Annotated in this window: 21 protein-coding genes, 1 tRNA gene and 1 riboswitch; of the genes, 9 read left to right on the top strand and 13 right to left on the bottom strand. The window is 65.8% G+C overall.

All coding sequences use genetic code 11. The features are described from left to right. Window positions 1–94 precede the first annotated feature (94 nt). From glyA to AC1MDG_RS03935, 5 genes are all read right to left on the bottom strand, one after another. Window positions 95–1,432: a serine hydroxymethyltransferase gene (gene glyA / locus AC1MDG_RS03955; protein WP_479807712.1), complete on the bottom strand. Its 1,338-nt coding sequence runs from the start codon at window positions 1,430–1,432 to the stop codon at window positions 95–97. Further along, complete coding sequence (gene gcvH, locus AC1MDG_RS03950; RefSeq protein WP_043478433.1) at window positions 1,429–1,812, bottom strand: glycine cleavage system protein GcvH; 384 nt, start codon at window positions 1,810–1,812, stop codon at window positions 1,429–1,431. Before gcvH ends, glyA begins: the two co-directional genes overlap by 4 nt. Window positions 1,813–2,102: 290 nt before the next feature. Next, on the bottom strand, window positions 2,103–3,260 hold the full coding sequence (gene gcvT / locus AC1MDG_RS03945) for a glycine cleavage system aminomethyltransferase GcvT (RefSeq protein ID WP_479807710.1): 1,158 nt from the start codon (window positions 3,258–3,260) through the stop codon (window positions 2,103–2,105). 11 nt (window positions 3,261–3,271) lie between these two features. Then, complete coding sequence (gene gcvP, locus AC1MDG_RS03940) at window positions 3,272–6,145, bottom strand: aminomethyl-transferring glycine dehydrogenase (protein ID WP_479807708.1); 2,874 nt, start codon at window positions 6,143–6,145, stop codon at window positions 3,272–3,274. 203 nt (window positions 6,146–6,348) lie between these two features. Then, window positions 6,349–6,447: riboswitch (glycine riboswitch) on the bottom strand. A gap of 149 nt (window positions 6,448–6,596) precedes the next feature. After that, window positions 6,597–7,136: a TetR/AcrR family transcriptional regulator gene (locus AC1MDG_RS03935; RefSeq protein WP_043479054.1), complete on the bottom strand. Its 540-nt coding sequence runs from the start codon at window positions 7,134–7,136 to the stop codon at window positions 6,597–6,599. A 69-nt stretch (window positions 7,137–7,205) separates the two neighbouring features. On the opposite strand from AC1MDG_RS03935, the gene AC1MDG_RS03930 reads away from it, so the two are divergent. Next, on the top strand, window positions 7,206–8,807 hold the full coding sequence (locus AC1MDG_RS03930) for an MFS transporter (RefSeq protein ID WP_479807706.1): 1,602 nt from the start codon (window positions 7,206–7,208) through the stop codon (window positions 8,805–8,807). A 131-nt stretch (window positions 8,808–8,938) separates the two neighbouring features. Here the strand turns inward: AC1MDG_RS03930 and AC1MDG_RS03925 are convergent, their stop codons facing one another. Further along, on the bottom strand, window positions 8,939–9,418 hold the full coding sequence (locus tag AC1MDG_RS03925) for a Dps family protein (protein WP_043478424.1): 480 nt from the start codon (window positions 9,416–9,418) through the stop codon (window positions 8,939–8,941). Window positions 9,419–9,610: 192 nt separating this feature from the next. On the opposite strand from AC1MDG_RS03925, the gene AC1MDG_RS03920 reads away from it, so the two are divergent. From AC1MDG_RS03920 to AC1MDG_RS03910, 3 genes are read left to right on the top strand one after another with little or no spacing between them, the layout of a single operon-like run. Continuing rightward, window positions 9,611–10,645 carry a nitrilase-related carbon-nitrogen hydrolase gene (locus AC1MDG_RS03920; protein ID WP_479807704.1) on the top strand — a complete coding sequence of 345 codons (1,035 nt, stop codon included), beginning with the start codon at window positions 9,611–9,613 and terminating at the stop codon, window positions 10,643–10,645. Further along, window positions 10,642–11,667, top strand: coding sequence for an agmatine deiminase family protein (locus AC1MDG_RS03915; protein ID WP_479807702.1), 1,026 nt, complete (start codon window positions 10,642–10,644; stop codon window positions 11,665–11,667). The genes AC1MDG_RS03920 and AC1MDG_RS03915 overlap by 4 nt, the downstream gene beginning before the upstream one ends. A 30-nt stretch (window positions 11,668–11,697) precedes the next feature. Continuing rightward, entirely contained in the window at window positions 11,698–13,263 is a 1,566-nt protein-coding gene (locus tag AC1MDG_RS03910) for an APC family permease (protein WP_479807700.1), read from the top strand. Between the two features lie 25 nt (window positions 13,264–13,288). Here the strand turns inward: AC1MDG_RS03910 and AC1MDG_RS03905 are convergent, their stop codons facing one another. From AC1MDG_RS03905 to AC1MDG_RS03895, 3 genes are all read right to left on the bottom strand, one after another. Then, the gene (locus AC1MDG_RS03905; protein WP_479807698.1) at window positions 13,289–13,831 is read right to left on the bottom strand and encodes an AMIN-like domain-containing (lipo)protein; all 543 of its coding nucleotides are present in this window, start codon (window positions 13,829–13,831) and stop codon (window positions 13,289–13,291) included. Between the two features lie 313 nt (window positions 13,832–14,144). Continuing rightward, entirely contained in the window at window positions 14,145–14,447 is a 303-nt protein-coding gene (locus AC1MDG_RS03900) for a DUF4193 domain-containing protein (protein ID WP_011690622.1), read from the bottom strand. A gap of 156 nt (window positions 14,448–14,603) precedes the next feature. Continuing rightward, complete coding sequence (locus AC1MDG_RS03895) at window positions 14,604–14,825, bottom strand: hypothetical protein (RefSeq protein WP_479807696.1); 222 nt, start codon at window positions 14,823–14,825, stop codon at window positions 14,604–14,606. Between the two features lie 160 nt (window positions 14,826–14,985). On the opposite strand from AC1MDG_RS03895, the gene AC1MDG_RS03890 reads away from it, so the two are divergent. Further along, window positions 14,986–15,336, top strand: coding sequence for a hypothetical protein (locus AC1MDG_RS03890; protein ID WP_479807694.1), 351 nt, complete (start codon window positions 14,986–14,988; stop codon window positions 15,334–15,336). A 48-nt stretch (window positions 15,337–15,384) separates the two neighbouring features. On the opposite strand, the gene AC1MDG_RS03885 is transcribed toward AC1MDG_RS03890, so the two are convergent. The 3 genes from AC1MDG_RS03885 to AC1MDG_RS03875 all read right to left on the bottom strand — a co-directional run bounded on the left by AC1MDG_RS03885 (window position 15,385) and on the right by AC1MDG_RS03875 (window position 17,082). After that, entirely contained in the window at window positions 15,385–15,855 is a 471-nt protein-coding gene (locus tag AC1MDG_RS03885) for a GyrI-like domain-containing protein (RefSeq protein WP_479807692.1), read from the bottom strand. Between the two features lie 101 nt (window positions 15,856–15,956). Continuing rightward, window positions 15,957–16,033, bottom strand: a tRNA-Thr gene (locus tag AC1MDG_RS03880). A gap of 158 nt (window positions 16,034–16,191) precedes the next feature. Further along, window positions 16,192–17,082 carry a DsbA family protein gene (locus AC1MDG_RS03875; RefSeq protein WP_479807690.1) on the bottom strand — a complete coding sequence of 297 codons (891 nt, stop codon included), beginning with the start codon at window positions 17,080–17,082 and terminating at the stop codon, window positions 16,192–16,194. A gap of 180 nt (window positions 17,083–17,262) precedes the next feature. On the opposite strand from AC1MDG_RS03875, the gene AC1MDG_RS03870 reads away from it, so the two are divergent. The 4 genes from AC1MDG_RS03870 to AC1MDG_RS03855 all read left to right on the top strand — a co-directional run bounded on the left by AC1MDG_RS03870 (window position 17,263) and on the right by AC1MDG_RS03855 (window position 22,493). Continuing rightward, window positions 17,263–18,765 (top strand): alpha,alpha-trehalose-phosphate synthase (UDP-forming), encoded by a 1,503-nt coding sequence (locus AC1MDG_RS03870; RefSeq protein ID WP_479807688.1) that lies wholly within the window; start codon window positions 17,263–17,265, stop codon window positions 18,763–18,765. After that, the gene (otsB, locus tag AC1MDG_RS03865; RefSeq protein ID WP_043478399.1) at window positions 18,755–19,573 is read left to right on the top strand and encodes a trehalose-phosphatase; all 819 of its coding nucleotides are present in this window, start codon (window positions 18,755–18,757) and stop codon (window positions 19,571–19,573) included. Before AC1MDG_RS03870 ends, otsB begins: the two co-directional genes overlap by 11 nt. Window positions 19,574–19,819: 246 nt before the next feature. Then, window positions 19,820–20,902 (top strand): ABC transporter ATP-binding protein, encoded by a 1,083-nt coding sequence (locus tag AC1MDG_RS03860; RefSeq protein WP_043429380.1) that lies wholly within the window; start codon window positions 19,820–19,822, stop codon window positions 20,900–20,902. 175 nt (window positions 20,903–21,077) lie between these two features. After that, window positions 21,078–22,493, top strand: coding sequence for a DUF4032 domain-containing protein (locus tag AC1MDG_RS03855; RefSeq protein ID WP_479807685.1), 1,416 nt, complete (start codon window positions 21,078–21,080; stop codon window positions 22,491–22,493). Here the strand turns inward: AC1MDG_RS03855 and AC1MDG_RS03850 are convergent, their stop codons facing one another. Continuing rightward, entirely contained in the window at window positions 22,494–23,900 is a 1,407-nt protein-coding gene (locus tag AC1MDG_RS03850; RefSeq protein WP_479807683.1) for an FAD-binding oxidoreductase, read from the bottom strand. Between the last annotated feature and the right edge of the window lie 26 nt (window positions 23,901–23,926).

Raw genomic sequence — 23,926 nt, 5'->3', positions numbered from 1 at the left:
GCCGGTGGGCGGTCGCACTGCCGGATGCACGACGCCGGGCGGCAGCTTGTGGCGGCCGCCCGGCGTCGTGATCTGTACTTCTGTAATACGGGCTCTAGCCGAGGTTGGCAACTGACGGGTAGAGCGGGTGGGCGGCGGCGAGTGCCTCGACCCGTGAACGCAGACCGGAGAGGTCCGCGTCGGCGTCGGCAATCAGCGCCTCAGCGATGATATCCGCAACCTCGGCGAAGGCGGCTTCGCCGAAACCGCGGGTCGCGAGGGCCGGGGTGCCGATGCGCAGTCCCGAGGTGACCATCGGCGGCCGCGGATCAAACGGAACGGCATTGCGGTTCACGGTGATGTCGATGGCAGCGAGGCGGTCCTCAGCCTGCTGGCCGTCGAGTACGCAGTTGCGCAGGTCCACCAGGACCAGGTGCACGTCGGTGCCGCCGGATATCACGTTAATCCCCTTGGCGGTGACGTCCGGCTGGACCAGGCGGTCAGCCAAGATCCGGGCACCGGCAAGGACGCGCTCCTGGCGTTCCTTGAACTCCGGGGACGCCGCGATCTTGAAGGCGACGGCCTTGCCGGCGATAACGTGCTCCAGCGGTCCGCCCTGCTGGCCGGGGAACACTGCCGAGTTGATCTTCTTGGCGATGTCGGCGTCGTTGGAGAGGATGATGCCGCCGCGCGGACCGGCGAGGGTCTTATGCGTGGTGGAGGTGGTGACGTGCGCGTGCGGAACCGGTGACGGGTGCAGCCCGGCCGCGACCAGCCCGGCGAAGTGCGCCATGTCCACCATGAGGTAAGCGCCCACGGAGTCGGCGATCCGGCGGAACTCGGCAAAGTCCAGCTGCCGGGCGTAGGCGGACCAGCCGGCGACGATCAGCTGCGGCTTGTGCTCCTGGGCCAGGCGCTCCACCTCGGCCATGTCGATCCGGTGGTCCTCTTCGCGGACCTGGTACGGGATGACGTTGTACAGGCGGCCGGAGAAATTGATCCGCATGCCGTGGGTCAGGTGCCCGCCATGTGCCAGGTTCAGGCCCATGATGGTGTCGCCCGGCTTGATCAGCGCGTGCATCACCGAGGCGTTGGCCTGGGCACCGGAGTGCGGCTGGACATTCGCGTACTCGGCACCGAACAGCGCCTTCACCCGGTCGATGGCCAGCTGCTCCACCACGTCAACGTGCTCACAGCCGCCGTAGTAGCGCTTCCCCGGGTAGCCCTCGGCGTACTTGTTCGTCAGCACCGAGCCCTGCGCCTGCATGACGGCCTTGGCGGTGTGGTTTTCCGAGGCGATCATTTCCAGGCCGGTGCGCTGGCGGGCCAGCTCGTCGTCGATCTTCGCCGCGATCTCCGGGTCCAGTGCGGACAGGTCCGCATCCAGGGACGGGGAGACAACCTGCTCAAACGCGACGGTGCTTGTGCCTGCGGCCGCGGTTGCGCCGCTCACAGTTCGCCGCCGTTCTTGGCAGCGTATTCCTCGGCGGAGAGCAGCGGGCCGTCGGATTCAGCGGCGACCTTGAAGAGCCAGCCGGCACCGTACGGATCGCTGTTGATCAGTGCGGGGTCGTCGACGACGGCGGAGTTGGTTTCCGTGACCTCGCCCGTAACCGGGGAGTACAGGTCCGAAACGGACTTGGTGGATTCGACTTCGCCGCAGGTCTCCCCCGCGGTCACAGTGGCGCCGACCTCGGGCAGGTCAACGTACACGATGTCGCCGAGGGCGTCCGTGGCCACGGCGGAGATGCCGATCGAGACCAGGTTGCCGGCTTCCCGGGCCACCCACTCGTGCTCGTCGGAGTACTGAAGTTCAGCGGCTACTTTTGCCATGTGTTTTTTCCTTTACGTTTGAAATCTCATGTGGTCGAGCGGGGAGGCGGGGTGACCGAGTTCTCCGCGTGTGGCCGGGTTTGGACAAGCTCAACCCCCAATGATCGAGCTTGCCGGGTGGGCATGCGACAGCTGACGGCCCCCTTCGGGGCTGGCATCCGGAAGCGTGCGTCTAAGGGAGCGTCACGTCCGCCCAGCGGGCGTCTACGCGACCGAGCACGCGGAGGATGTCAGCCCCGACGGGGCCTGCGGCCCCGGAGCCGGCAACGGCCCCGATGGAGCCAGCCGGGCTACTTTTGGCGCTTGTAGAAAGGCAGTGCGACGACTTCGAAGGGCTCCGCCTTGCCGCGCAGGTCGATGTCCAGGGCGGTCCCCACCTCGGAGTATTCGACGTCGACATAAGCGAGCGCCACAGGGTAACCAAGCGTGGGGCTCGGCTGGCCGGAGGTCACTTCGCCAACCACTGCGCCGTCCTTGAGGACCGGGTAGTGGCCCCGGCCTGCGCGCCGGCCCAGGCCCTTGAGGCCCACCAGCTTGCGCCCGCTTGTGGAGCCGGCGCCGCCGGCCTTGAGTGCCTCGAGGGCCGCGCGGCCCACGAAGTCGCTTTCCTTGGCGAGCGAAACAACCGGGCCGAGGCCCGCTGCGAAGGGGTTGCCTTCGCGGGAGAGCTCGTTGCCGTAGAGCGGCATGCCGGCTTCCAGGCGCAGCGAGTCGCGGCATGCCAGGCCGGCGGGAACGAGCTCGCCTTCCTCGGCGACGGCCGCGATGGCCTGCCACAGGGCTGCGGCGTCGTCGTTGTCGACGAAGATCTCGAAGCCGTCCTCACCGGTGTACCCGGTGCGGGCCAGCAGGAGGTCCTTGCTGCTGCCGCCCACCATGAAGGGTACTTCGAGGGCGGCGTAGTACTTCAGTCCGGTAACCAGCTCGTGCTGGGCCGCCGGAACCAGGCGAAGCAGGATGCCTTCGGCCTTGGGACCCTGGACGGCGATCAGCGAGGTCCGGGCGGAAGCGTCGTCCACGACGACGTCGAATGTTGCTGCCCGTTCGGCGAGGGCGGCGGCGACCACGGCGGCGTTGCCGGCGTTGGGCACCACCAGGAACTTGTCCGTGCTGTCTCCTGCGGCGTCCGCCGCTGGACGCCGGTAGGTGATGAGGTCGTCGATGATGCCGCCGTCTTCCTGGCAGATCAGCGAGTACTTGGCCTTGCCCACAGACATGGCGGAGATCTTTCCCACCAGGGCGTAGTCCAGGAATGCTGCGGCGTCCGGGCCGGTGACCCAGACTTCGCCCATGTGGGAGAGATCGAACAGGCCGGCGGCGTTGCGGACGGCGTGGTGCTCGGCCAGCTCGGAGGAATACTTCAGGGGCATCTGCCAGCCACCGAAATCGGTGAAGGACGCGCCGAGCTTCTTGTGCTCTTCATAGAGCGCGGTGTAGTTCTCAGTCATCGGGGCAATCCTTAGTTTTCGAAGTCTTCGATGGGCGGGCAGGAGCAGATCAGGTTGCGGTCACCGGCTGCGCCGTCAATGCGGCCCACGGGCGGGAAGTACTTGTCCTGCTTGAGGTGGTGGACCGGGAAGGCGGCCTGCTCACGCGGGTACTCGCGCTTCCAGTCGGAGGAGACGACGGCGGCAGCGGTGTGCGGCGCGTTGCGCAGCGGGCTGTTCTCCACGGTGAAGTCGCCGTTGGCCACCTGGTCGATTTCCTGGCGGATGGTGATCATCGCGTCGATGAAGCGGTCGATCTCCACGAGGTCCTCGGACTCGGTGGGCTCCACCATGAGTGTGCCGGCAACCGGGAACGCCAGGGTGGGTGCGTGGAAACCGAAGTCGATGAGGCGCTTGGCCACGTCTTCCGCGGTAACGCCGGTCCTGGCCGTCAGTTCACGGAGGTCCAGGATGCACTCGTGCGCCACGAGTCCGCCTTCGCCGGTGTACAGGACCGGGAAGAACTCGTTCAGGCGGGAAGCGATGTAGTTCGCCGCCAGCAGGGCGGACTTGGTGGCCTCGGTCAGGCCGGCACCGCCCATCAGCTTCACGTAGGCCCAGGAGATCGGCAGCACTCCGGCGGAACCGAAGCGCGACGCCGAGATCGCCACGCCGTGGCCGTCCTCGTGTGCAGCCTTGTTGGCATCCCCCGGCATGAACGGCGCCAGGTGGGCCTTGGCCGCCACCGGGCCGACGCCCGGTCCGCCGCCGCCGTGCGGGATGCAGAAGGTTTTATGCAGGTTCAGGTGGGACACGTCGCCGCCGAACTTGCCCGGCTGCGCGAGGCCCACCAGGGCGTTCAGGTTGGCGCCGTCAACGTACACCTGCCCACCGGCCGCGTGCACCGAGTCGCAGATTTCGCGGACGTCGGCGTCGTACACGCCGTGCGTGGACGGGTAGGTGATCATGATCGCGGACAGGACGTCCTTGTGGGCTTCGATCTTGGCCTGGAAGTCCGCGTGGTCGATGGTGCCGTCGGCGGCGGTGGCCACGACCACCACCTTCATGCCGGCCAGGACGGCCGAGGCGGCGTTGGTGCCGTGCGCCGACGCCGGGATCAGGCAGACGTTGCGCTGGTCATCGCCGCGGGACAGGTGGTAGCCGCGGATCGCGAGCAGGCCCGCGAGCTCGCCCTGGGAGCCGGCGTTCGGCTGGATGGAGACCTGGTCGTAGCCGGTGATCTCGGCGAGGTCCGCTTCCAGGCCCTCGATGAGTTCGCGCCAGCCCTCGGTCTGGGAATCCGGGGCGAAGGGGTGGATGGAGGCGAACTCCGGCCAGGAGATGGCTTCCATCTCGGCGGTGGCGTTCAGCTTCATGGTGCACGAGCCCAGCGGGATCATGGTGCGGTCCAGCGCGAGGTCGCGGTCCGAGAGCTTGCGGATGTAGCGCAGCAGCTGGGTTTCCGAGCGGTGCGTGTTGAACACCGGGTGCTGCAGGTACTCCGAGGAACGCTCGACGGCGGCCTCGAGGGCAAAGGCAGCGCCACTGTCAGAACCGCCGTCGGCGGCGTCCACAACCGAAGCGCCAAAGACGCCGGCCACGGCGGCGACGGTTTCCGGCGTCGTGGTTTCGTCAGTGGAAATGCCGACGGTGTCTGCGTCGATGCCGCGCAGGTTGATGCCCTTGGCTTCGGCGGCGGCGACGATGTCAGCGGCCTTGTCCGGGACGCGGACGGTGATGGTGTCGAAGAAGCTGCCGTGCAGGACCTCGAGCCCCGCGGACTGCAGGGACGCGGCCAGGGTGCGGGCGTTGTTGTGGACGGCCTCGGCGATGGCCTTCAGTCCGTCGGGGCCGTGGTAGACGGCGTACATGGAGGAAACGATGGCCAGCAGGGCCTGTGCGGTGCAGATGTTGGACGTGGCCTTCTCGCGGCGGATGTGCTGCTCGCGGGTCTGCAGGGCAAGGCGGTAGGCCGGGGTTCCGGCGTTGTCCTTGGACACACCCACCAGGCGGCCGGGCATGGAGCGCTCGAGGCCCTTCTGGACGGCCATGTAGGCGGCGTGCGGGCCGCCGAAGAACAGCGGCACGCCCAGGCGCTGGGTGGAGCCGACGGCGATGTCCGCACCCTGCTCGCCCGGAGGGGTGATCAGGGTCAGCGAGAGGAGGTCGGCCGCAACGGTGACCAGTGCGCCCCGTTCCTTCGCGGCGGCAATGACGGCGGCGTGGTCAAACACCCGGCCGGAAACGCCCGGCTGCTGCAGCACGATGCCGTTGATGTCGCCGTCGGGAAGTCCCTGGGACAGGTCCGCCACCTCGACTTCGAAGCCGAGGGCCTCGGCCCGGCCCTTGACGATGGCGATGGTCTGGGGCAGGACATCGGCGTCCAGGACGGTCTTGCCGTCGTGGGCGGCTTTGTTCTTGTTGGCACGCCGCATCATGAGGACCGCTTCGGCCACGGCAGTGGCTTCGTCCAGCAGGGAGGCGTTGGCGATGGGCAGGCCCACGAGGTCCTGGACCATGGTCTGGAAGTTCAGGAGGGCTTCGAGGCGGCCCTGCGAGATTTCCGGCTGGTACGGGGTGTAGGCGGTGTACCAGGCCGGGGATTCCAGGATGTTGCGGCGGATCACCGCCGGGGTCACTGTGTCGTAGTAGCCCTGGCCGATCATCTGCACGGCCGTCTTGTTCTTGGCAGCCAGCTTGCGCAGCTCGGCCAGTACTTCGACCTCGCTCAGGGCGTCCTGCAAGGTCAGGGCGACTTCCTGGCGGATGTCTTTGGGAACCGCGGTGTCTACCAGCGACTCGACGGTGTCGTAGCCGACGGACTTGAGCATGGTGTCGATGTCGGCCTGGCGGCGGGCGCCAATATGCCGGTCGACGAAGGTGGTGGAGGCTGAACTAACCGTCACGAAGGAACTCCATTACTAATGGCGGCGCAGGGTACGCCGCAGTGGTCCGGGTTCCTCCCCGCTCTGTATTGGACCTGAGAGTTTCCGCAGGACCGTGCTTTCGCACAGCTCCGCTTGCACCGTCGGTGAGCATGGCGTGTCCGGTCTGCTGCCTCCAAGCGGGTTGGGGCACGAACGGACAGCCTGCTGCTTTCCAGAGTTGCCTTGCCGCGGCGGTACGTGGGCCTGAGAGATTCCTGGGGAGGGTTTGCTCCTACGGCGCCTGCTTGTACCTACTTGCAGAACTCTCCCGCCGCAGATCAAAGGCATATTTAGTTAGCGGTGACAACAGTCACAGCTGTAATTGTCCTACGTGGAAGTCCAGTCTGCAAACTCCGCAGACAGTCCAGCGCCGCATTACGGGCCGGGTCGCGGCCGTGCCGGCAGAAAGACCCGCGGCCTCGCGGGACGGTCAGCCGCGGAGCCGCTCGACGGCGGCCAGCAGGCTATCGACGTCGCCGCTCATTTCGGGCGGGGCGGCGCCGGGGCCGCTGGCCAGCATGGCATTGAAGTAGAGGCCGTCACCCATGTACAGCACGGCCTTGGCCATGGCCGGGCCGACGTCCCCGGCCAACAGTCCAAGCCAGCTCCCCTGGACGGCCGCAAAACGGTGCAGCGTTTCCTTGTGCGCAACTTCGGCGAGCCGGGTGGCCGCCACAAAAGCCCGGTCCAGCGGAGTGTCCGCCCAGAGGGAGGACTTGATGAAGTAGACGGCGGCTCCTTCGGGAGCTTTAGCCATGGCGTCCAAGTCCCCCGCAACCAGCCGATCCATCCGTTCCAGAAGGGCCGAAATCATGGCCTCCTTGTTCGGAAAGTGGTAGAGGAGCCCGCCTTTGGACACCTCCGCACGCCGGGCCACGGCATCCAGCGTGGCGGCGCGTTCGCCCACCTCAATCAGCAGGGATTCAAAAGCATCGAGCACAGCTTCGCGCGCTACGGGTTTTCTGGCCATGGTTCCTATCATGCCCGGTGGTCCGGGCTCATTTCTTAACTATACCGTCCAGACGGTACAGTTATTCCCATGGGAAACTTGTCATCACCTTCGACGCCGGCCGCGCAGCGCCTCGTCGCCGCAACGTCCCCCGCCGCCGGCACCCGCTCACCCGCCGCGAAGCCGGGCCGCGACTGGCTGGCCCTGGCGCTTTTGATGTTCCCGGTACTGCTGGTCGCCGTGGACAACACCGCGCTGACGTTCGCGCTGCCTGCCATCGCCACTGCCCTTGCGCCCACCGGCGTTCAGCTGCTGTGGATTGTTGACGCTTACCCCCTGGTCCTCGCCGGCCTCCTGGTGGCCATGGGGAGCCTCGGCGACAGGATCGGCCGGCGCCGGCTCCTGCTGATCGGCAGCACCGGCTTTGCCGCGGTCTCAGCTGCCACAGCTTTCGCCCCCAGTGCAGAATGGCTCATCGCCGGCCGCGCAGCACTTGGACTTTTCGGCGCGATGCTCATGCCCTCCACCCTGTCCCTGATCCGCAACATCTTTCCCGACCCCAACCGGCGGCGGCTGGCAATCGCGATGTGGGCGGCAGGATTCTCGGGCGGCGCAGCGCTGGGGCCGATTTTCGGCGGCTGGCTCGTGGAGCACTACTGGTGGGGCGCAATCCTGCTGGTGTCCGTGCCCATCATGCTGCCTATCCTGCTGCTTGGCCGGGCCCTGATTCCCGAGTCCAGGGACCCCCGGCCCGGAGCGGTGGATGGTGCCAGCATCGCCCTCTCCCTGTTGACAATGGTTCCGCTGGTCTACGGCATCAAGGCATTGGCAACCGAGGGTTTCGGGCCGCTGCCGGCAGCGGCCATCAGCCTCGGACTCCTGATGGGCTACACGTTCGTCCGGCGCCAAAAGAGGCTGCCCAGCCCCCTGCTGGACATCAGTCTTTTCGGAAACAGGATTTTCAGCACGGCCATCACGGCCAACGTCCTGGCACTGTTTTCCTTTAACGGCTTCATCCTGTTCCTGGCCCAGCACCTCCAGCTCCTGGAGGGCCAGCGGCCCACGGAGGCCGGCATCGCCATGATCCCTGCCCTAATTGCCACCGTGGCCGCCGGGCTGCTGGTGGTCCCGCTGGTGCGGAAAATACGGCCCGGCTTCGTCGTGGCCGGAGGCCTTTCGCTGAGCGCCACCGGCTACTTCATGGTGGCGTTCGGCGACCACTCCGGCGGCCCGGCGCTTTTGCTGGGCGCCCTCCTGGTCCTGGCCCTCGGGGTGGGAGCAGCCGAAACGATTTCCAACGACCTGATCCTGGGGGCGGTGCCGCCGGAGAAATCAGGGGCGGCTGCGGCCATCTCTGAGACCGGCTACGAGATCGGCTCGCTGCTTGGCACGGCCGTCCTCGGCTCGATCCTGACGGCGTCCTACCAGCGGAACCTGGTCCTGCCGGAGGGCATCGCAGCTGCGGGCCCCGGCGGCGGCTGGCACGGGATCACCCAGGCCCGCGAGACCCTGGCGGGGGCCATGGAACTGGCACACTCGCTCCCGGCACCGCTGGCGGACGCCCTGACGTCCGCCGCCCGGGTTGCGTTTGAGTCGGGTGTCCACGTGACGGCGTTTATCGGGCTGGTACTGATGGCGGGGGCGGCAGCCTTTGTCGCCGTCGTACTTCGCGGAGTGCCCAAAGCCACGTAAAGCCGCCCCGCCTCAGTCCTGCTCGACAAATGCCTGGAGCGCGTCCAGCGCTCCGTAGTGCAACAGAAAGCCCGGCACCGGAATCATCCGGCGCCGGGCTTTCGTCATACCTGGCTGCTGTACTGCCGGGCTTACTTGCTGTCGGGAGTGGTCACACTGGCCGAGGCCTTCATGTTCTCCGCGCCCACCATCCAGGCATACTGCTCGAGCTTGGAGATGAACTCATGCAAAAGGTCCGCCGTCGTGGGATCTTCCTCATCAACTTCATCGTGGACCTTGCGCATGGTGCCTACAGCAGCTTCGAGCGCCGCGACGATGCGGTCGACTGCATCCTTGGTGTTGATCAGCCCCTGCGGGAACTGCGCAAGGCTGGTGGTCTCCGCGACGGTGGAACTGCGGCCGTCCGGCAGGGCGTGGAGTGCCCGCATGCGCTCCGCCATGTCATCGGCGAAGTTCCGGGCGGCATCGATGATTTCATCCAGCTGCAGGTGGAGGTCGCGGAAGTTCGTTCCCACGATGTTCCAGTGGGCCTGCTTGCCCTGGATGTGCAGTTCAATCAGGTCCGCGAGCACAGCCTGCAGATTATTCGTCAGCGTCGGTGATGCCTTCATTGATCCTCCTGGTGTCAGCGGTTTCTCGGGTAATCCGAAACTATCCCAGCCATCACAACGGCGCCACCGAATCTCGCGGGCGGCTTAACAAAATGATTATTCTTCATTTTTTCCTTGCCACAGGGCCCCTTCATGTGAATACTAAATGAACGTCATTCATTTAGTGACGACCGTCTCACTGGAGTATTCACCATGATTGAAATCACCCGCCTTGAACCGCCCGCTTCCCTGGCGCGGACGCAGCCTTCTGACCGTCCTGCCCTGAGGATCGGTGTAGTCCAGCACCGCTGGCATGCCGACCCCGCGGACCTCCGCGCAGAACTTGGGGACGGCATCGCACGCGCAGCCCGGCTGGGAGCCACCGTCGTCTTCCTGCCGGAGCTCACGCTGTCCCGCTACCCGGCGGATGCGCTTCCCGAAAACGACACTTCCCGCTCCTGGGCCGCCCGGCCACGCCCCTCGGACCTCGCCGAGGACCTGCTGACCGGCCCCACGTTCCGGTTCGCCGCCGAGGCCGCACGGCGGCACGGCATTACCGTGCACGCCTCGCTGTACCAGCGCGCGGAGAACCCGGACGGTTCGGACGACGGCCTGGGACTGAACACTGCGATCCTGGTGTCCCCCGAGGGTGAGCTGCTGGCCCGTACGCATAAGCTCCACATCCCGGTGACCGCCGGATACTACGAGGACAAGTTCTTCCGCCAAGGCCCGGCCTCGGAGGATGCCTACGAGGTCCACTCCGCCGCCGAACTCGGCGGCGCCAGGCTGGGGATGCCCACCTGCTGGGACGAATGGTTCCCTGAACTCGCGCGGCTGTACTCGCTCGGCGGGGCGGAAATCCTGGTCTACCCCACCGCCATCGGCTCCGAACCGGACCACCCCGGCTTCGACACCCAGCCGCTCTGGCAGCAGGTGATCGTGGGCAACGGCATCGCGAACGGCCTGTTCATGGTGGCGCCCAACCGGTGGGGTAACGAGGGCACGCTGAACTTCTACGGCTCCTCCTTCATCTCGGACCCCTACGGCCGGATCCTGGCCCAGGCGCCCCGCGACGAATCCGCCGTCCTCGTCGCCGACCTGGACCTGGACCAGGGCAGGGACTGGCTCACGCTGTTCCCGTTCCTGGCCACCCGCCGTCCGGACACTTACGCCCGGCTCACCGAACCCGTGCGGCGCGGGCAACCGCTCGGCGGCGAAGCACACACCTACCACGAGGTGACCGCGTGAGCCACTGGCGCATGCCCGCAGAGACGGCGCCGCAGGAACGCATCTGGATGGCGTTCCCCACCGGCGGCTACACCCTCGGCGACACCGCCGAAGAGGCACATGCCGCGCGGACCGTCTGGGCCGCCGTCGCCAATGCCGCGGTGGAGTTCGAGCCGGTCACCGTGGTGGTGACGCCCGACGACGTCGAGACCGCCGCGCGCTACCTGCGTCCCGCCGTCGAGGTGCTCACCGCGGACCTGAATGACGCCTGGATGCGGGACATCGGCCCCACCTTTGTCCTCGACGGCGACGGGCGCCTCGGTGCCGTCGACTGGGTCTTCAACGGCTGGGGCGGGCAGGACTGGGCCCGCTGGGACAAGGACTCGCTGATCGGAGCGGAAGTAGCCGGCCGGTCCGGCGCCCGGCACATTGCCTCCGCCCTCGTCAATGAAGGCGGCGGCATCCAGGCGGACGGCGAGGGAACCGTGCTGGTGACCGAGACCGTGCAGCTGGATCCGGGACGCAACCCCGGGCTGTCCAAGGCCGAGGTGGAAGCAGAGCTCGCCCGCACCCTGGGCGCCACCCATGTCATCTGGCTTCCCCGCGGCCTGACCAGGGATTCAGAGCGCTTCGGCACCCGCGGCCACGTGGACATTGTGGCCGCCATCCCGTCCCCGGGCACACTGCTGGTCCACTCCCAGCAGGACCCGGCACACCCCGACTTCGAGGTCAGCCGCGAAATCATCAGTTTCCTGTCCGCCACCCGGGACGCAGCCGGCCGCGAGTGGAACATCATCGAGGTCCCCGCTCCCGAAAGGCTCAGTGACCACGAGGGCTTCGTGGACTACAGCTACATCAACCACCTCGTGGTCAACGGCGGCGTGATTGCCTGCACCTTCGGGGATCCCAACGACGAAAAGGCCCTCCGCATCCTCGCCGACGCCTACCCCGGCCGCCGGGTTGTGGGCATTGACGCCCGCGAGCTGTTCGCCAGGGGCGGCGGCATCCACTGCATCACCCAGCAGCAACCCGCTGCCTCCTAGACCGAACTGACCACCCAGAAAGGGCCTGACATGACCCAAACCATCCGCCCCAGCTCCGCAGCCGGTACGGCATTAACAGGTACCGACGCCCCCGGCACGCAACACGGCATTACCGGAAAAGGACTGAAGGGCGGGCAGCTGGGCCTCCTCGCCGTCGTCGTCCTCGGCATTTCCACCATTGCACCGGCCTATACGCTCACCAGCGCCCTTGGCCCCACCGTCAATGAGGCCGGGCTGCAGTTGCCCGTCATCTTCCTCATCGGCTTCATTCCCATGATCCTGGTGTCACTGGCCTACCGGGAGCTCAACGCCGATTCGCCGGACAGCGGCACCACCTTCACCTGGGTCACCAAGGCGTTCGGCCCGTGGGTGGGATGGATGGGAGGCTGGGGACTCCTCGCAGCGAACATCATCGTGCTGTCCAACCTGGCCGCAGTGGCGGTGGACTTCTTCTATCTGTTCCTCGCCCAACTCACGGGTGTGCCGGAGTTGGCGGACCTCGCCGCCAACAAGGTCCTGAATGTCGCCACCTGCATCGTGTTTGTGGCGCTGGCTGTCTGGGTCAGCTACCGCGGCCTGCACACCACCAAGGTTGTGCAGTACGGCCTGGTGGGGTTCCAGCTGCTGGTGCTCGGACTGTTCGTTGCGATGGCCTTCGCCAACTGGTCTTCCTCGGAAACCTCCATCCCGTTCAGCTGGGAATGGTTCGACGTCACGAAGATTGAAACGTTCGGCCAGATCGCCGCCGGAATTTCGCTGTCCATCTTTGTGTACTGGGGCTGGGATGTCTGCCTCACCGTGAACGAGGAAACGGCCAACGGCAAGAAGACCGCGGGCATTGCCGGCACCCTGACCGCCGTTGTGGTCCTGGGCATCTACCTCCTGGTCACCATTGCCACCATGATGTTCGCCGGCGTGGGCACTGAGGGTGTCGGGCTGAACAACGAAGAGAACCACGCAAACATCTTCACCGCGCTGGCGTCCCCCGTCATGGGCCCGTTCGCCATCCTGATGTCGCTGGCGGTTCTGTCCAGCTCGGCAGCGTCGCTGCAGTCCACGTTTACCTCGCCGTCCCGGAGCCTCTTGGCCATGGCCCACTACGGCGCCCTGCCGAAGCCCTTTAGCCACATGAGCAAGAAGTTTGCGACGCCGGGCTTCGCGACGGTCGCAGCAGGTGTCCTTTCCGCGGGGTTCTACGCGGTGATGCACGTGGTCAGCGAAAACGTCCTCAACGACACCATCCTAGCCCTGGGACTCATGATCTGCTTCTACTACGGGCTGACGGCGTTCGCGTGCGCCTGGTACTTCCGCAACACCGTCTTCAGCAGCGTCCGCAATTTCGTGCTGCGGCTCCTCTGCCCGCTGCTGGGCGGGCTGGGGCTGCTGGTGGTGTTCCTGCAGACGGCCGCGGACAGCCTGGCGCCGGAGTTCGGCAGCGGATCCGAAATCTTCGGCGTGGGGCTGGTGTTCGTCCTCGGCGTCGGAATCCTCGCCCTGGGCGCCGTATTCATGCTGCTTATGGCCAGGCTGAGCCCCGGGTTCTTCCGCGGCGAAACCATCCGCAAGGACACCCCCGCCCTGGTGGTTCCGGAGTAAGGGCCGGTCAGGTTACGCCAGCAGGTCACCAGTAGTGGGCCACGTCAATGACCAGGCGGGATCCGGTCCCGGGTCCGTCCAGGCTGAATACCCGGAACGGAAGGCGCCCGCGGACGCCAAGGCCCATGCTCGAATATCCTTCGAAACTCCCGGCCCAGGCCACTTGGCGGAAGGTTTGGTAGCCGCCAACGTTGGTCAGTTCGTTCGGGTCGGCCGGCTTGTACGTGGAGTTTCCGCTGTCGTCATAGGCAGGAGCATTGACCGTGATCTGCAGGAATGCCCGTCCCCTCAAGGGAATGGGCAGGCCCGAACCGTCCTGCACCACCGTGGGGACGTACCGCACCGTGTAGCCTTCCACCGGACCGTTGAGGTCAACCACCAGGCGGTCGAAGCAGTAGTGCTGCCCTGTCCGCACGTTGGTGACCTTCGCGGTGCTCATGGCCGCCTCGGACTTCGACAGCGATCCCCACACGAGTCCGCAGTACGAGGCGGACGCCGGGGCAGGCGCCACCAGGCCCAATCCTGCCGCCATCAGGATTGCGGCCAGCCACACTTGGAATTTCTTCATTTCAGCCACCCTTGGAAGTGATGAGATATCTCAAGCGTAGGAGCGCGGGGAAGTGAATACGAGGGCCGAAATGCCTTCGGCGCCCAACTGTTAGCGTGCTGCCGGAGAGGTTACGGGACGGTTATTCAGCGGCGAAAATCCAAGCGTTCCGGGGCCGTTTGGACGCCCGTTGCGCGTGGTTCCGTGATGCGTGATAACGACGGCGGCCCCGGGCTCAGTTCCTGGTGACACAGCGAGGCGCCGGCAGCCCCTGCGGGCCGCCGGCGCCTTGCGATGCCGTGCTTCTGAACTTGTGGGGTGCGCCGGGGGCTGCCTAGCCTTCGCAGTCGCGGCAGTACTTCATGCCGTTCTTTTCGCGCGCAACCTGGGACCGGTGACGGACCAGGAAGCAGGAGGAACAGGTGAATTCATCGGACTGCTCGGGAACAACGGTGACCGTGAGTTCTTCGCCGGAAAGATCCGCACCGGGAAGGTCGATACCCTCAGCCGTGTCGTTTTCATCAACGTCGATAACGGCAGTCTGGGCTCCGCCGCCGCGGGACGCCTGAAGGGCCTCCAGGGATTCAGCCGGAGACTCTTCTTCTGTCTTGCGTGGGGCGTCGTAATCGGTAGCCATTTGGGGGTTCACTTTCGTTGCTGCGCAGCGCCATTTCAGGCACCTCAGTGAAGCAGTTTAGGGCATTATGCCGGTAGTTGAAGAAAAGTGTGTTCAACCCGACACATTGCGTCGCCTGTAGGCGGAAACCATGCTTCCTGGGCCGCAGCCTGGCGGTTATCCCTCGCCGGCAGCAGCAGCCGTTTCCCGGTGCGCCTTGGCCGCGTGGTCACCGGCAAGTGCCACGCCGCTCAGCGCCGGCAGCCAGCCCCACCTGGTGACGTCGGCGATGGCGTCGTTGCCCTGTTCCCAGGCGCCGTGGCCCGCGGGTGACGCAGCTGCAGGCGCGGGCCGTGCCTCGAACCATGAGGCGATTGTGGTGAGCAGGCGTGAAGTCATAGGCCCAAAGTAGGCTCCCCATGTTGTGGGCACGTTTCGCCGCAGTCTCCACGGCGTTACTTTTTTTGGCGCGGCTTTTAGACGCGGCGGCCCTTGGCGGCCTGCACACCGTGGATTTAGCCTTGATGCACACCGCATCCGAGACCTCCGGAGGTATGGCATGGCCACGAAACTGAACAGAAAGGCGCTGGAGCACGCCCGCAGCCTGGTGAAGGACGGGAAGGTTGTCCGTGACACCCGGGACGACTGGAGCGAGCACGCACCTTCGACGGACCAGGAAAATGCCTTCATCGACAAGCACGGCTTTTCGGAATTCTCCGCGTGGCACCTCGGCCTGGACCCTGACGAATCAGAGGGAACCAAGGGCAGCGTGAGTTTTCCTTTTGGGGATTTCAAAAAAGTCCACCGTTGCGCCGTTGTGTCCCTGGAAAGCCGGGCTGCCCAGCACAACCACGATGAAATCGCCAAGGCCGCCAAGGACCTGCTCGAAAAGATCGATGCGGAGGACTAGTCCGGGGAAGAAGGACTAGTCCGGGGAACCAGGGGGCTGCCCCGGGACCTATGCCACCGGCCATACAACGAGGGTCCGCCATGTTGCCGGGTCGGGCTCCGTGGCAGGGTCGCTTAAGTAGTACTCCCACATGGAATCGGACGGGCTGAATCCCTCTTCCTTCATCCGCTCCTGGATGTCGTTGTACGTGGTGACCAGCGAGTCGTAAGGACCAACGTGGGTGGCTTCGAAGGCCCGGCACGCGGGCAGGGTTCCGGCCTCCACTCCCGCTGACGCCGTGATGGGCGCCGACACCGGAAAGCCCGCCTCGACGTCGACGGTGTCCGTGGGCATGCCCAGGTACCGGCCAAAAGGCGGGCCGGTCAGCTGCACGCCCTGGTTTTGGGCCGCTGCCATAACGGCGCCGTAAGCGCGGCCAAAGAAGTCCGGCAGCTCGTTCATGGGCACTTTATCCCGGACGACGGCGGTGGGCTGTTCGGGACGCTGGACCAGCCGGATCCCGGCTTTCTCTTGGCTCATAAGCCAACGTTCCGTCCTGCGGACGCGCCAGCCCAGAGGCAAACGGCCCGGAGTCCGGAGGCGAATAGCCGGGCACACCGGCAGGCAGGCGCGGTGCTTCGTGGAGCCCCCTGTCGGATTCGAACCGACGACCCCCGCTTTACAAGAGCGGTGCTCTGGCCAACTGAGCTAAGGAGGCGTGCTTGTTTCTGCCTGACGGATCAGGCGCAAACAGCCGCGCTGGATGCAGTGCTAGATAAGGTTAGCCCAAGGACGCCCCGCTGGTAAAAACGGCAGCGGCCCGGTTCCGGAGGGTTCCGGAACTGGGCCGCTGGAATGCTGCACGGCAGGCGGCTGCTAGCCCTTGGCGTCGATTGCGGCCTGGATGAAGGGGATCAAGTCTGTGTTGGCGGAGTCGCCCTTGCCCCACTGCTTGCCGTCCACGAAGGCGGTCGGAGTGCCGGTCACGCCGATGGCCGCAGCTTCCTGGGTGGCTACCTTGACGTAGGGCCGGTATTTTTTCTCTTCCACACAGGAATCGATGCTCTTGGCGCCGACGTCCGTGGCCAGCTTCTTCAGGTCGTTGTCCGAGAGGCCGGCGCTGCCTTCTGCCGGCTGCTTGTCGAAGAGTGTATTCAGGAAGTCTGAGTACTTTTCCGGGGATTCGTTGACCACGCAGGCGGCGGCGTTGGCCGCGCGGGAGGAGTAGTTGGTGGTGGACTGCTGGTCCAGGAAGCCGAGCGGGCGGTACTCCAGCGAGATCTTGCCTTCGTTGCGGAGGCTGGTCAACTGCTCGTTGTAGGTCGTTTCGAACCGCTTGCAGACGGGGCAGATGAAGTCGATGTAGACGACCACCTTCACGGGCTTGCCGGCTTCCGCCTCAGCGCCGGGAGCCTTTACTTCGGCGGGCGCCGTTTCCGGCTTGGCCGGGACGTCCTTCACATTGACGGTGGCGGGGTCCGACTTCACTACCTCGGAGTTGGCCAGCAGCGTCACACCGCCGTGGATGTTGCCGTTGGCCGGGGTGGGGCCTTCGTCCGCCACGGGAGCGTTGTTCCTGATGTTGGAACTGACGACCAGGGCAACGATCGCGAGGATGGCAACAACGGCCACTACGATGCCCCAACCGATAAGGAGCTTGTTGCGCTTGTCCTTCTTCAGCTGCGCCTCACGGATCTCACGGGCTTTCTCGCGGGCCTCGGCAGTGCGTTCTGCTTTGGACTTGCGGGGTTCGTTTGCGGCGCTCATCAGTTCCTCGGGTCGATCGGCCAGGTGCGGACCACGTCAGTGGCAACTTTGTCAGTTTAGGGGAGAAACCTGAGAGCTTGCGCTTTCAAGTTTCTGTCCGCCTGCCCAACGGATGAATAGCCCGGAAGATTCCGGCGGACTAGGGTTGACTTCGAGCCGTTAGCTACCCAAGGGGCACCAATGCAGACTACGCACCGTGAAAAATCCGAAGCAAGCGCCGAAGGGGAGCCCGCGCGCGGCGGCGGCCACGCGGCTGACGCGCTGTATGACTTCATGGTGGTGTCCAACCGCCTTCCAGTAGACCGCTGTGCCCCGGAGGACAGGGGTTGCGAGGACGGCTGGCGGCGGTCGCCCGGCGGACTGGTGACCGCCCTCGCCCCGATGATGACCAAAACTGACGGCGCATGGGTGGGCTGGCACGGCGCCCCCGATGAAACCGTCAAGCCTTTCAGCCATGGCGGCATGGACCTGGTCCCGGTGCAGCTGAGTACGGACGACGTCGAACTCTTCTACGAGGGATTTTCCAACGCCACCCTGTGGCCGCTCTACCACGACGTAATCGCGCCGCCGGAATTCCACCGGACCTGGTGGGATTCGTACCGGAAGGTCAACCGGCGGTTCGCCGACGCCGTCGTGCGCCACGCCGATCACGGTGCCACCGTCTGGGTGCAGGACTACCAGCTTCAGCTGGTCCCCAAGATGCTCCGCGAAGCACGCCCCGACCTCAAAATCGGCTTCTTCAACCACATTCCCTTCCCGCCGCCGGAAATCTTCGCCCAACTTCCGTGGCGCCGGGCCATTATCGACGGCCTCCTCGGCGCCGACCTTGTGGGCTTCCAGCGCCCCAGCGATGCCGGCAACTTCATGCGTTCCGCCCGGCGTTTCCTGGGTGCCAGCGTCAAGCAGCAGCAGGTCCACGTCAAGGGTCCGGACGGCGAAACCACCCACATTGCCCGCGCGCAGGCATTCCCCATCTCCATCGACGTCAAGCAGATCAGCGAGCTGGCCCGCAAGCCCGAAATCATCGAACGCGCACACCAAATCCGGCGGGACCTTGGCAACCCCAAGACCATCCTCCTGGGCGTGGACCGCCTCGACTACACCAAGGGCATCCGGCACCGGCTCAAGGCCTACGAGGAGCTCCTGGCGGACGGCAAGGTCACCGTGGAGGACGCAGCACTGATCCAGGTGGCGAGCCCCAGCCGGGAGCGGGTGGAGCAGTACCGCCTCCTGCGCGAAGAGGTGGAAGGCACCGTGGGCCACATCAACGGCACCTACGACACCATGCAGAACACCGCCGTCAGGTACCTGCACCACAGCTACCCCATCGACGAAATGGTGGCCCTCTACCTGGCCGCCGACGTCATGCTGGTCACCGCACTGCGGGACGGCATGAACCTGGTTGCCAAGGAATACGTGACCGCCCGCACCAACAACGACGGCGCGCTGGTCCTCAGCGAATTCGCCGGCGCGGCAGACCAGCTCAAGCAGGCGCTGCTGATGAACCCGCACGATATCGACGGCCTCAAGGACACCATCATGAGGGCGGTCAATATGCAGCCGGCCGAGGCAGCCCGGCGCATGCGGTCCATGCGGAAGCAGATCCTGGACCACGACGTCGACCACTGGTCAGCCGACTTCCTTGCAGCGCTTAAAGAGAAAGTGGTCCGCGATGACACCTGATGCAGCCCAGGGCAAAGCCCCCCTCACTCTTCAGCCGGAACTCCTGGCGGCACTCAAAAAGGTTGCCGCCACCGAGCATCTCCTGGTGGCCATGGATTTTGACGGCACAATCTCCCCGCTGGTTGACCACGCGGCTGACGCCCGCCCCCTCCCCCGGTCCGCCGCGGCCTTCGCCGCCCTGGCCGCCCTCCCGCGGACGACGACGGCACTCATCTCGGGCCGGGCCCTGGACAGCCTCCGGGCGGTCGCTTCGCCGCCCCCGGAGACCCTGCTCATCGGCAGCCACGGGGCCGAAGCCTGGTTGGGGCCGGGTTCGTCGGAACTGACGCTTGACCCCGACCAGCTGACCCTGCTGGCAGACGTCCGGCGCACGCTGGAGGAAATCGTGGAGCAGGCGCCGGGCACCTTGCTGGAAGACAAGCCGGCCGGCGTGGTGCTCCACACCCGCCTGGCCGCCGACGACGTGGCCGAGGACGCCGTCGCCGCCGCCCGCGCGGCCCTGCAGGACCGGCCGGACGTGTACCTGAAAAACGGCAACCGGGTGCTGGAAACCTCCGTGGTCCACGCGTCCAAGGGCGAAGGAATGGCGTTCCTCCGCCAGGCGACCGATGCCACTGCGGTCGTGTTCGCCGGCGACGACACCACCGACGAAGACGCCCTGGGGCGGCTGTATCCGGGGGACGTGGGCGTAAAAGTGGGGCTGGACTTCACCCAGGCTCAGTTCCGCGTCGAGGCCCCCGTACACATAGCCGAACTGCTGGAAACGCTGCTCCGGGAACGAACCCTTGCTGTTGGGGAAGCCCCGTAAATCCGCGGGCCGGCCGGTCCCCGGTTACGAATCTCACATGTGACGCCCGTAACATTTGCACCCAAATGCATAAAATCTGACATACTCTGTTTGTGATGTGGCGCACAGACACCGTGCGGCGTCACGTGATACTCCTCGGCTTCGGCCGGGGAGTACACGGCTGGAAAACCGTGGACAACTGAATAAACATGAACCATTCACAACGGATCGTCCGGCACGTACCTGCCGGTGAAGGGATTGATAACTGTGGCAACAGTTACTTTTGATAACGCAACGCGTCTGTACCCGGGCACCGATAAGCCCGCCGTCGATAAGCTCAACATCGACATCGCCGATGGCGAATTCCTGGTCCTCGTTGGACCCTCCGGCTGTGGCAAGTCCACCTCCCTGCGCATGCTCGCAGGCCTTGAGGACGTCAACGCAGGCCGCATCCTCATTGGCGACCGCGACGTCACCGATGTTCCGCCGAAGGACCGCGACATCGCGATGGTCTTCCAGAACTACGCCCTGTACCCGCACATGACCGTGGCGGACAACATGGGCTTCGCACTGAAGATCGCCGGCGTCAGCAAGGAAGAGCGCGCCGAGCGTGTCCGCGAAGCAGCCAAGCTTCTTGACCTCGAGCCGTACCTGGACCGCAAGCCGAAGGCACTCTCCGGCGGTCAGCGCCAGCGTGTTGCCATGGGCCGCGCCATCGTGCGTAACCCGCAGGTCTTCCTCATGGACGAGCCGCTCTCAAACCTCGACGCCAAGCTCCGCGTGCAGACCCGTACGCAGATTGCGTCCCTGACCCGCCGCCTGGGCGTCACCACCGTCTACGTGACGCACGACCAGGTCGAGGCCATGACCATGGGTGACCGCGTGGCTGTGCTGAAGGACGGCCTGCTGATGCAGGTCGACACCCCGCGCAACCTCTACGACAAGCCCAAGAACGTCTTCGTCGCCGGCTTCATCGGCTCCCCGGCCATGAACCTGCTGGAACTCCCCGTTGTCGACGGCGGCGTCCAGTTCGGCGGAACGGTCTACCCGGTTCCCCGCGACGTCCTCGAAGAGGCACACGGCCGCACTGTCACCCTGGGTTCCCGCCCGGAGGACCTGGAGCAGGTCGCCGCAGGCGAAGGCCTCCAGGTTGAGGTTGACGTCGTCGAAGAACTCGGCGCCGACGCCTACGTCTACGGCCACACCACGCTGGACGGCAAGAGCCACGACATCGTGGCACGCGTCGACGGCCGCCGCCCCCCGATGAAGGGTGAGTCCATCTACGTTCGCCCGCAGTCCGGACACGTGCACCTGTTCGACACCAAGACCGGCCTGCGCCTCGGCGACTAGTTCCCGGTTGCGGAGCCTGAATCAGGTGGTTGCGCCACCTGCCACCACCTGACCGGCACCCCGCAGCAATGACCGACGGCGGCCCCTCCTCACTGGACGGGCCGCCGTCGTGATTTAACCGCGGTTTCCTGACTTTGTTTAGGCGGCCTGCCCCTACGTACGGAAGAATTGGCACATGACCGAGGAAAGCAACGCCCAATGGCACGACGAACCCACCGACTACGGCCAGATCGGCAAACTGCCTCGGTTTGAAGCGGCCAGCGCCAACGACGACAAGGGCGCCAACGTCTCCAGCAATCTGAGCATCACCGCCGCGTCGGCTGATCCTGAGCTCCTGGACCTGCCGTGGCACATCGCACTGGAGGACTGGCCCGCGGAGTACCTCGCGGCGCTCCCCCGCGGTATCTCCCGGCACATCGTGCGCTTTGCGCACCTGGGCGGCTCCGTGATCGCCATCAAGGAAACCTCCGAACACGTGGCCCGCCACGAGTACCACATGCTCCGCAAGCTGGCGCGCCTGGACGTGCCCTGCGTTGAGCCGGTGGCCGTCATCACCGGCCGCACCACACCGGACGGCAGGCCGCTGAATCCGGTACTGGTCACCCGGCACCTGAAGTTCTCCATGCCCTACCGGGCACTCTTTTCCCAGATGCTGCGCAAAGACACCCTCACCCGCCTGATCGACGCCCAGGCGCTGCTGATGGTGCGGCTGCACCTCATTGGTTTCTACTGGGGCGACGTCTCGCTCTCCAACACCCTCTTCCGCCGCGACGCCGGCGCTTTCGCCGCTTACCTGGTGGATGCCGAGACGGGCGAGCTGTATCCGGACCTCTCCACCGGCCAGCGCGAGTACGATCTCGAGATCGCCCGGGTCAACATCGCCGGTGAGCTGATGGACCTGCTGGACGGCGGCCTGATCGAAGAAAAGGTGGACCCGGTGGCCACCAGTGAACTCATCATGGACAGCTACCGCCGGCTGTGGACCGAGCTCACCGAGAAGGAATCCTTCGAAATCGGCGAACGCTGGCGTGTGGCCGCCCGGATCCGGAAGCTCAACGAGCTGGGGTTTGACGTTGAGGAATACGCGATCAAGACCACCCAGAACGGATCCACCATCCAGCTCCAGCCCAAGGTGGTGGACGCGGGCCACCACCAGCGCCGGCTGCTGCGGCTGACCGGACTGGACGCCCAGGAGAACCAGGCGCGCCGCCTCCTCAACGACATGGACTCGTTCCGTGCCGACAACAACCCGAAGATGGATGAGGAATACAGCGCCCACCTGTGGGTCAGCCAGATCTTCGAGCCTATTGTCCGTTCGATTCCTCGCGACCTCTCAGGCAAGCTCGAGCCGGCGGAAGCTGTCCACGAAGTGCTGGAACACCGCTGGTATATGTCCGAGAAGCAGGAACGGCACATTCCGCTGGCTGAGGCCGTGCAGTCCTACATCGATTCCATCCTCCGGCACCGCCGCGACGAGGCAGCAATCATGCTCAACCCCGATACGGAACTGCTCAAGATCCTCGAAGTGGAAACCGAGCAGTCCCGGTACGGCGACGAAGACATCGACGAGTACCCTGACTCCGACGACTAATTAGATCGCTTTTCCGGGGTTCAGGATGCCGGCCGGATCAAAGAGGTGCTTGATCCGGCGCTGCAGCTCCCGGACAGGCTCAGGCTGTTCCAGGCCCAGCCACCGCAGTTTGTACTGGCCGATCCCGTGCTCGCCCGTGATGGTCCCGCCCATCGCCAGGGCCACCGTGATGGACCGGTCCAGGGCCTCGCCCAGGCGTTGCATCGCATCGGCGTCCACCTGGTTGTCCACGCGGTCCACCCAGAAGGTGGGGTGCAGGTTGCCGTCGCCGGCGTGGGCCACGACCTTGAGCTGCACGCCGTGGGCCACAGCCATGGCTTCGAGTTCGCCGACGTAGTCCACCAGCCGCGAGCGCGGCACGGCCACGTCCTCCCCCACCCGGTATTCGTCGTCCACTTCAACGCCGCGGCTGTTGCGCCGCAGGTCCACCAGCCGCTCGGCTTCGGCGGTGTCCTCAGTGGTCACCGTGGCTCCGCCGGCGGCAAGGACCTCGCGGACCACCTCAGCCTCCGCGGCTGCCCCGAAGCCGTCCGTCTGGATCAGCAGGAGCGACGCTCCCCGGGAGCTGAGGTCCGAGCCATGGATCTCGTCGAGCTGATGCAGCGAACCGCCGTCGAGCAGTTCCATGATGGCGGGCTGCACGCGGGCCTTCCCCACGGCAAGGACCCCCGCTGCGGCGCTGCGGAAGTCCGGGTAGAAGGCGGCGATGGTATGGACTTCGCGGGGCAGGTACTTCAGCCGCACGGTCGCCCCCACCACGATTCCAAGTGTTCCCTCCGAGCCGACGAACAGGCCGGTCAGGTCATAGCCGGCAACGCCTTTGAACGTCTGGTGCCCCGTGTGGATCAGGGAACCGTCGGCCAGCACCACGTCGAGAGCCAGGACCGAATCGCGGGTAACGCCGTACTTGGCGCAGCGCAGGCCGCCGGCGTTGGTGGCCACATTGCCGCCGATGGTGGACATGCGGAAGCTTGCGGGGTCCGGCGCGTACATCAGCCCGTGGACGGCTGCGGCGTCGTTGAGGTCGGCATTGATAACGCCGGGTTCGACGACGGCGGTCTCGTCATCCGGGTTCAGGTCAAGGATGCGGTTCATCCGTTCAAGGCTCAGCACGATGCACCCCTGGCTGGCGTGGGCGCCGCCGGACACACCGGTACCGGCGCCGCGCGCAACAATGGGCACACTGTGTTTGGCGCAGGCACTGACCACGGCCTGGACGTCCGCTACGGTTTCGGCCCTGACCACGGCCTGGACGTCCGCTACGGTTTCGGCCCTGACCACGGCCAGCGGCAGCTGGTAGTCGAGCACCGGGGCCTGGTCCACGGCGTAGGTCGCCAAGGTCATGTCGTCCACGGCCAGCTTGCCGGGCTCCAGGATGGTTTTGAGCTCGTCCACAATGTTGCTCATGCGGCCTCCAGGTCCGTCGAATCCGG

The organism is Arthrobacter sp. AIWTK1, from assembly GCF_056680535.1.
This window is presented reverse-complemented; position numbering and strand designations above follow the sequence as displayed.

Bases quoted from the DNA above. Each gene is read 5' to 3' on its own strand.
- AC1MDG_RS03855 (WP_479807685.1), top strand. From the start codon at position 21,078: ATGACCGAGGAAAGCAACGCCCAATGGCACGACGAACCCACCGACTAC.
- AC1MDG_RS03910 (WP_479807700.1), top strand. From the start codon at position 11,698: ATGACCCAAACCATCCGCCCCAGCTCCGCAGCCGGTACGGCATTAACA.
- AC1MDG_RS03885 (WP_479807692.1), bottom strand. From the start codon at position 15,855: ATGAGCCAAGAGAAAGCCGGGATCCGGCTGGTCCAGCGTCCCGAACAG.
- AC1MDG_RS03905 (WP_479807698.1), bottom strand. From the start codon at position 13,831: ATGAAGAAATTCCAAGTGTGGCTGGCCGCAATCCTGATGGCGGCAGGA.
- gcvH (WP_043478433.1), bottom strand. From the start codon at position 1,812: ATGGCAAAAGTAGCCGCTGAACTTCAGTACTCCGACGAGCACGAGTGG.
- AC1MDG_RS03895 (WP_479807696.1), bottom strand. From the start codon at position 14,825: ATGACTTCACGCCTGCTCACCACAATCGCCTCATGGTTCGAGGCACGG.
- AC1MDG_RS03930 (WP_479807706.1), top strand. From the start codon at position 7,206: ATGGGAAACTTGTCATCACCTTCGACGCCGGCCGCGCAGCGCCTCGTC.
- gcvT (WP_479807710.1), bottom strand. From the start codon at position 3,260: ATGACTGAGAACTACACCGCGCTCTATGAAGAGCACAAGAAGCTCGGC.
- AC1MDG_RS03900 (WP_011690622.1), bottom strand. From the start codon at position 14,447: ATGGCTACCGATTACGACGCCCCACGCAAGACAGAAGAAGAGTCTCCG.
- AC1MDG_RS03850 (WP_479807683.1), bottom strand. From the start codon at position 23,900: ATGAGCAACATTGTGGACGAGCTCAAAACCATCCTGGAGCCCGGCAAG.
- AC1MDG_RS03925 (WP_043478424.1), bottom strand. From the start codon at position 9,418: ATGAAGGCATCACCGACGCTGACGAATAATCTGCAGGCTGTGCTCGCG.
- AC1MDG_RS03890 (WP_479807694.1), top strand. From the start codon at position 14,986: ATGGCCACGAAACTGAACAGAAAGGCGCTGGAGCACGCCCGCAGCCTG.
- AC1MDG_RS03920 (WP_479807704.1), top strand. From the start codon at position 9,611: ATGATTGAAATCACCCGCCTTGAACCGCCCGCTTCCCTGGCGCGGACG.
- AC1MDG_RS03875 (WP_479807690.1), bottom strand. From the start codon at position 17,082: ATGAGCGCCGCAAACGAACCCCGCAAGTCCAAAGCAGAACGCACTGCC.
- AC1MDG_RS03870 (WP_479807688.1), top strand. From the start codon at position 17,263: ATGCAGACTACGCACCGTGAAAAATCCGAAGCAAGCGCCGAAGGGGAG.
- otsB (WP_043478399.1), top strand. From the start codon at position 18,755: ATGACACCTGATGCAGCCCAGGGCAAAGCCCCCCTCACTCTTCAGCCG.
- AC1MDG_RS03935 (WP_043479054.1), bottom strand. From the start codon at position 7,136: ATGGCCAGAAAACCCGTAGCGCGCGAAGCTGTGCTCGATGCTTTTGAA.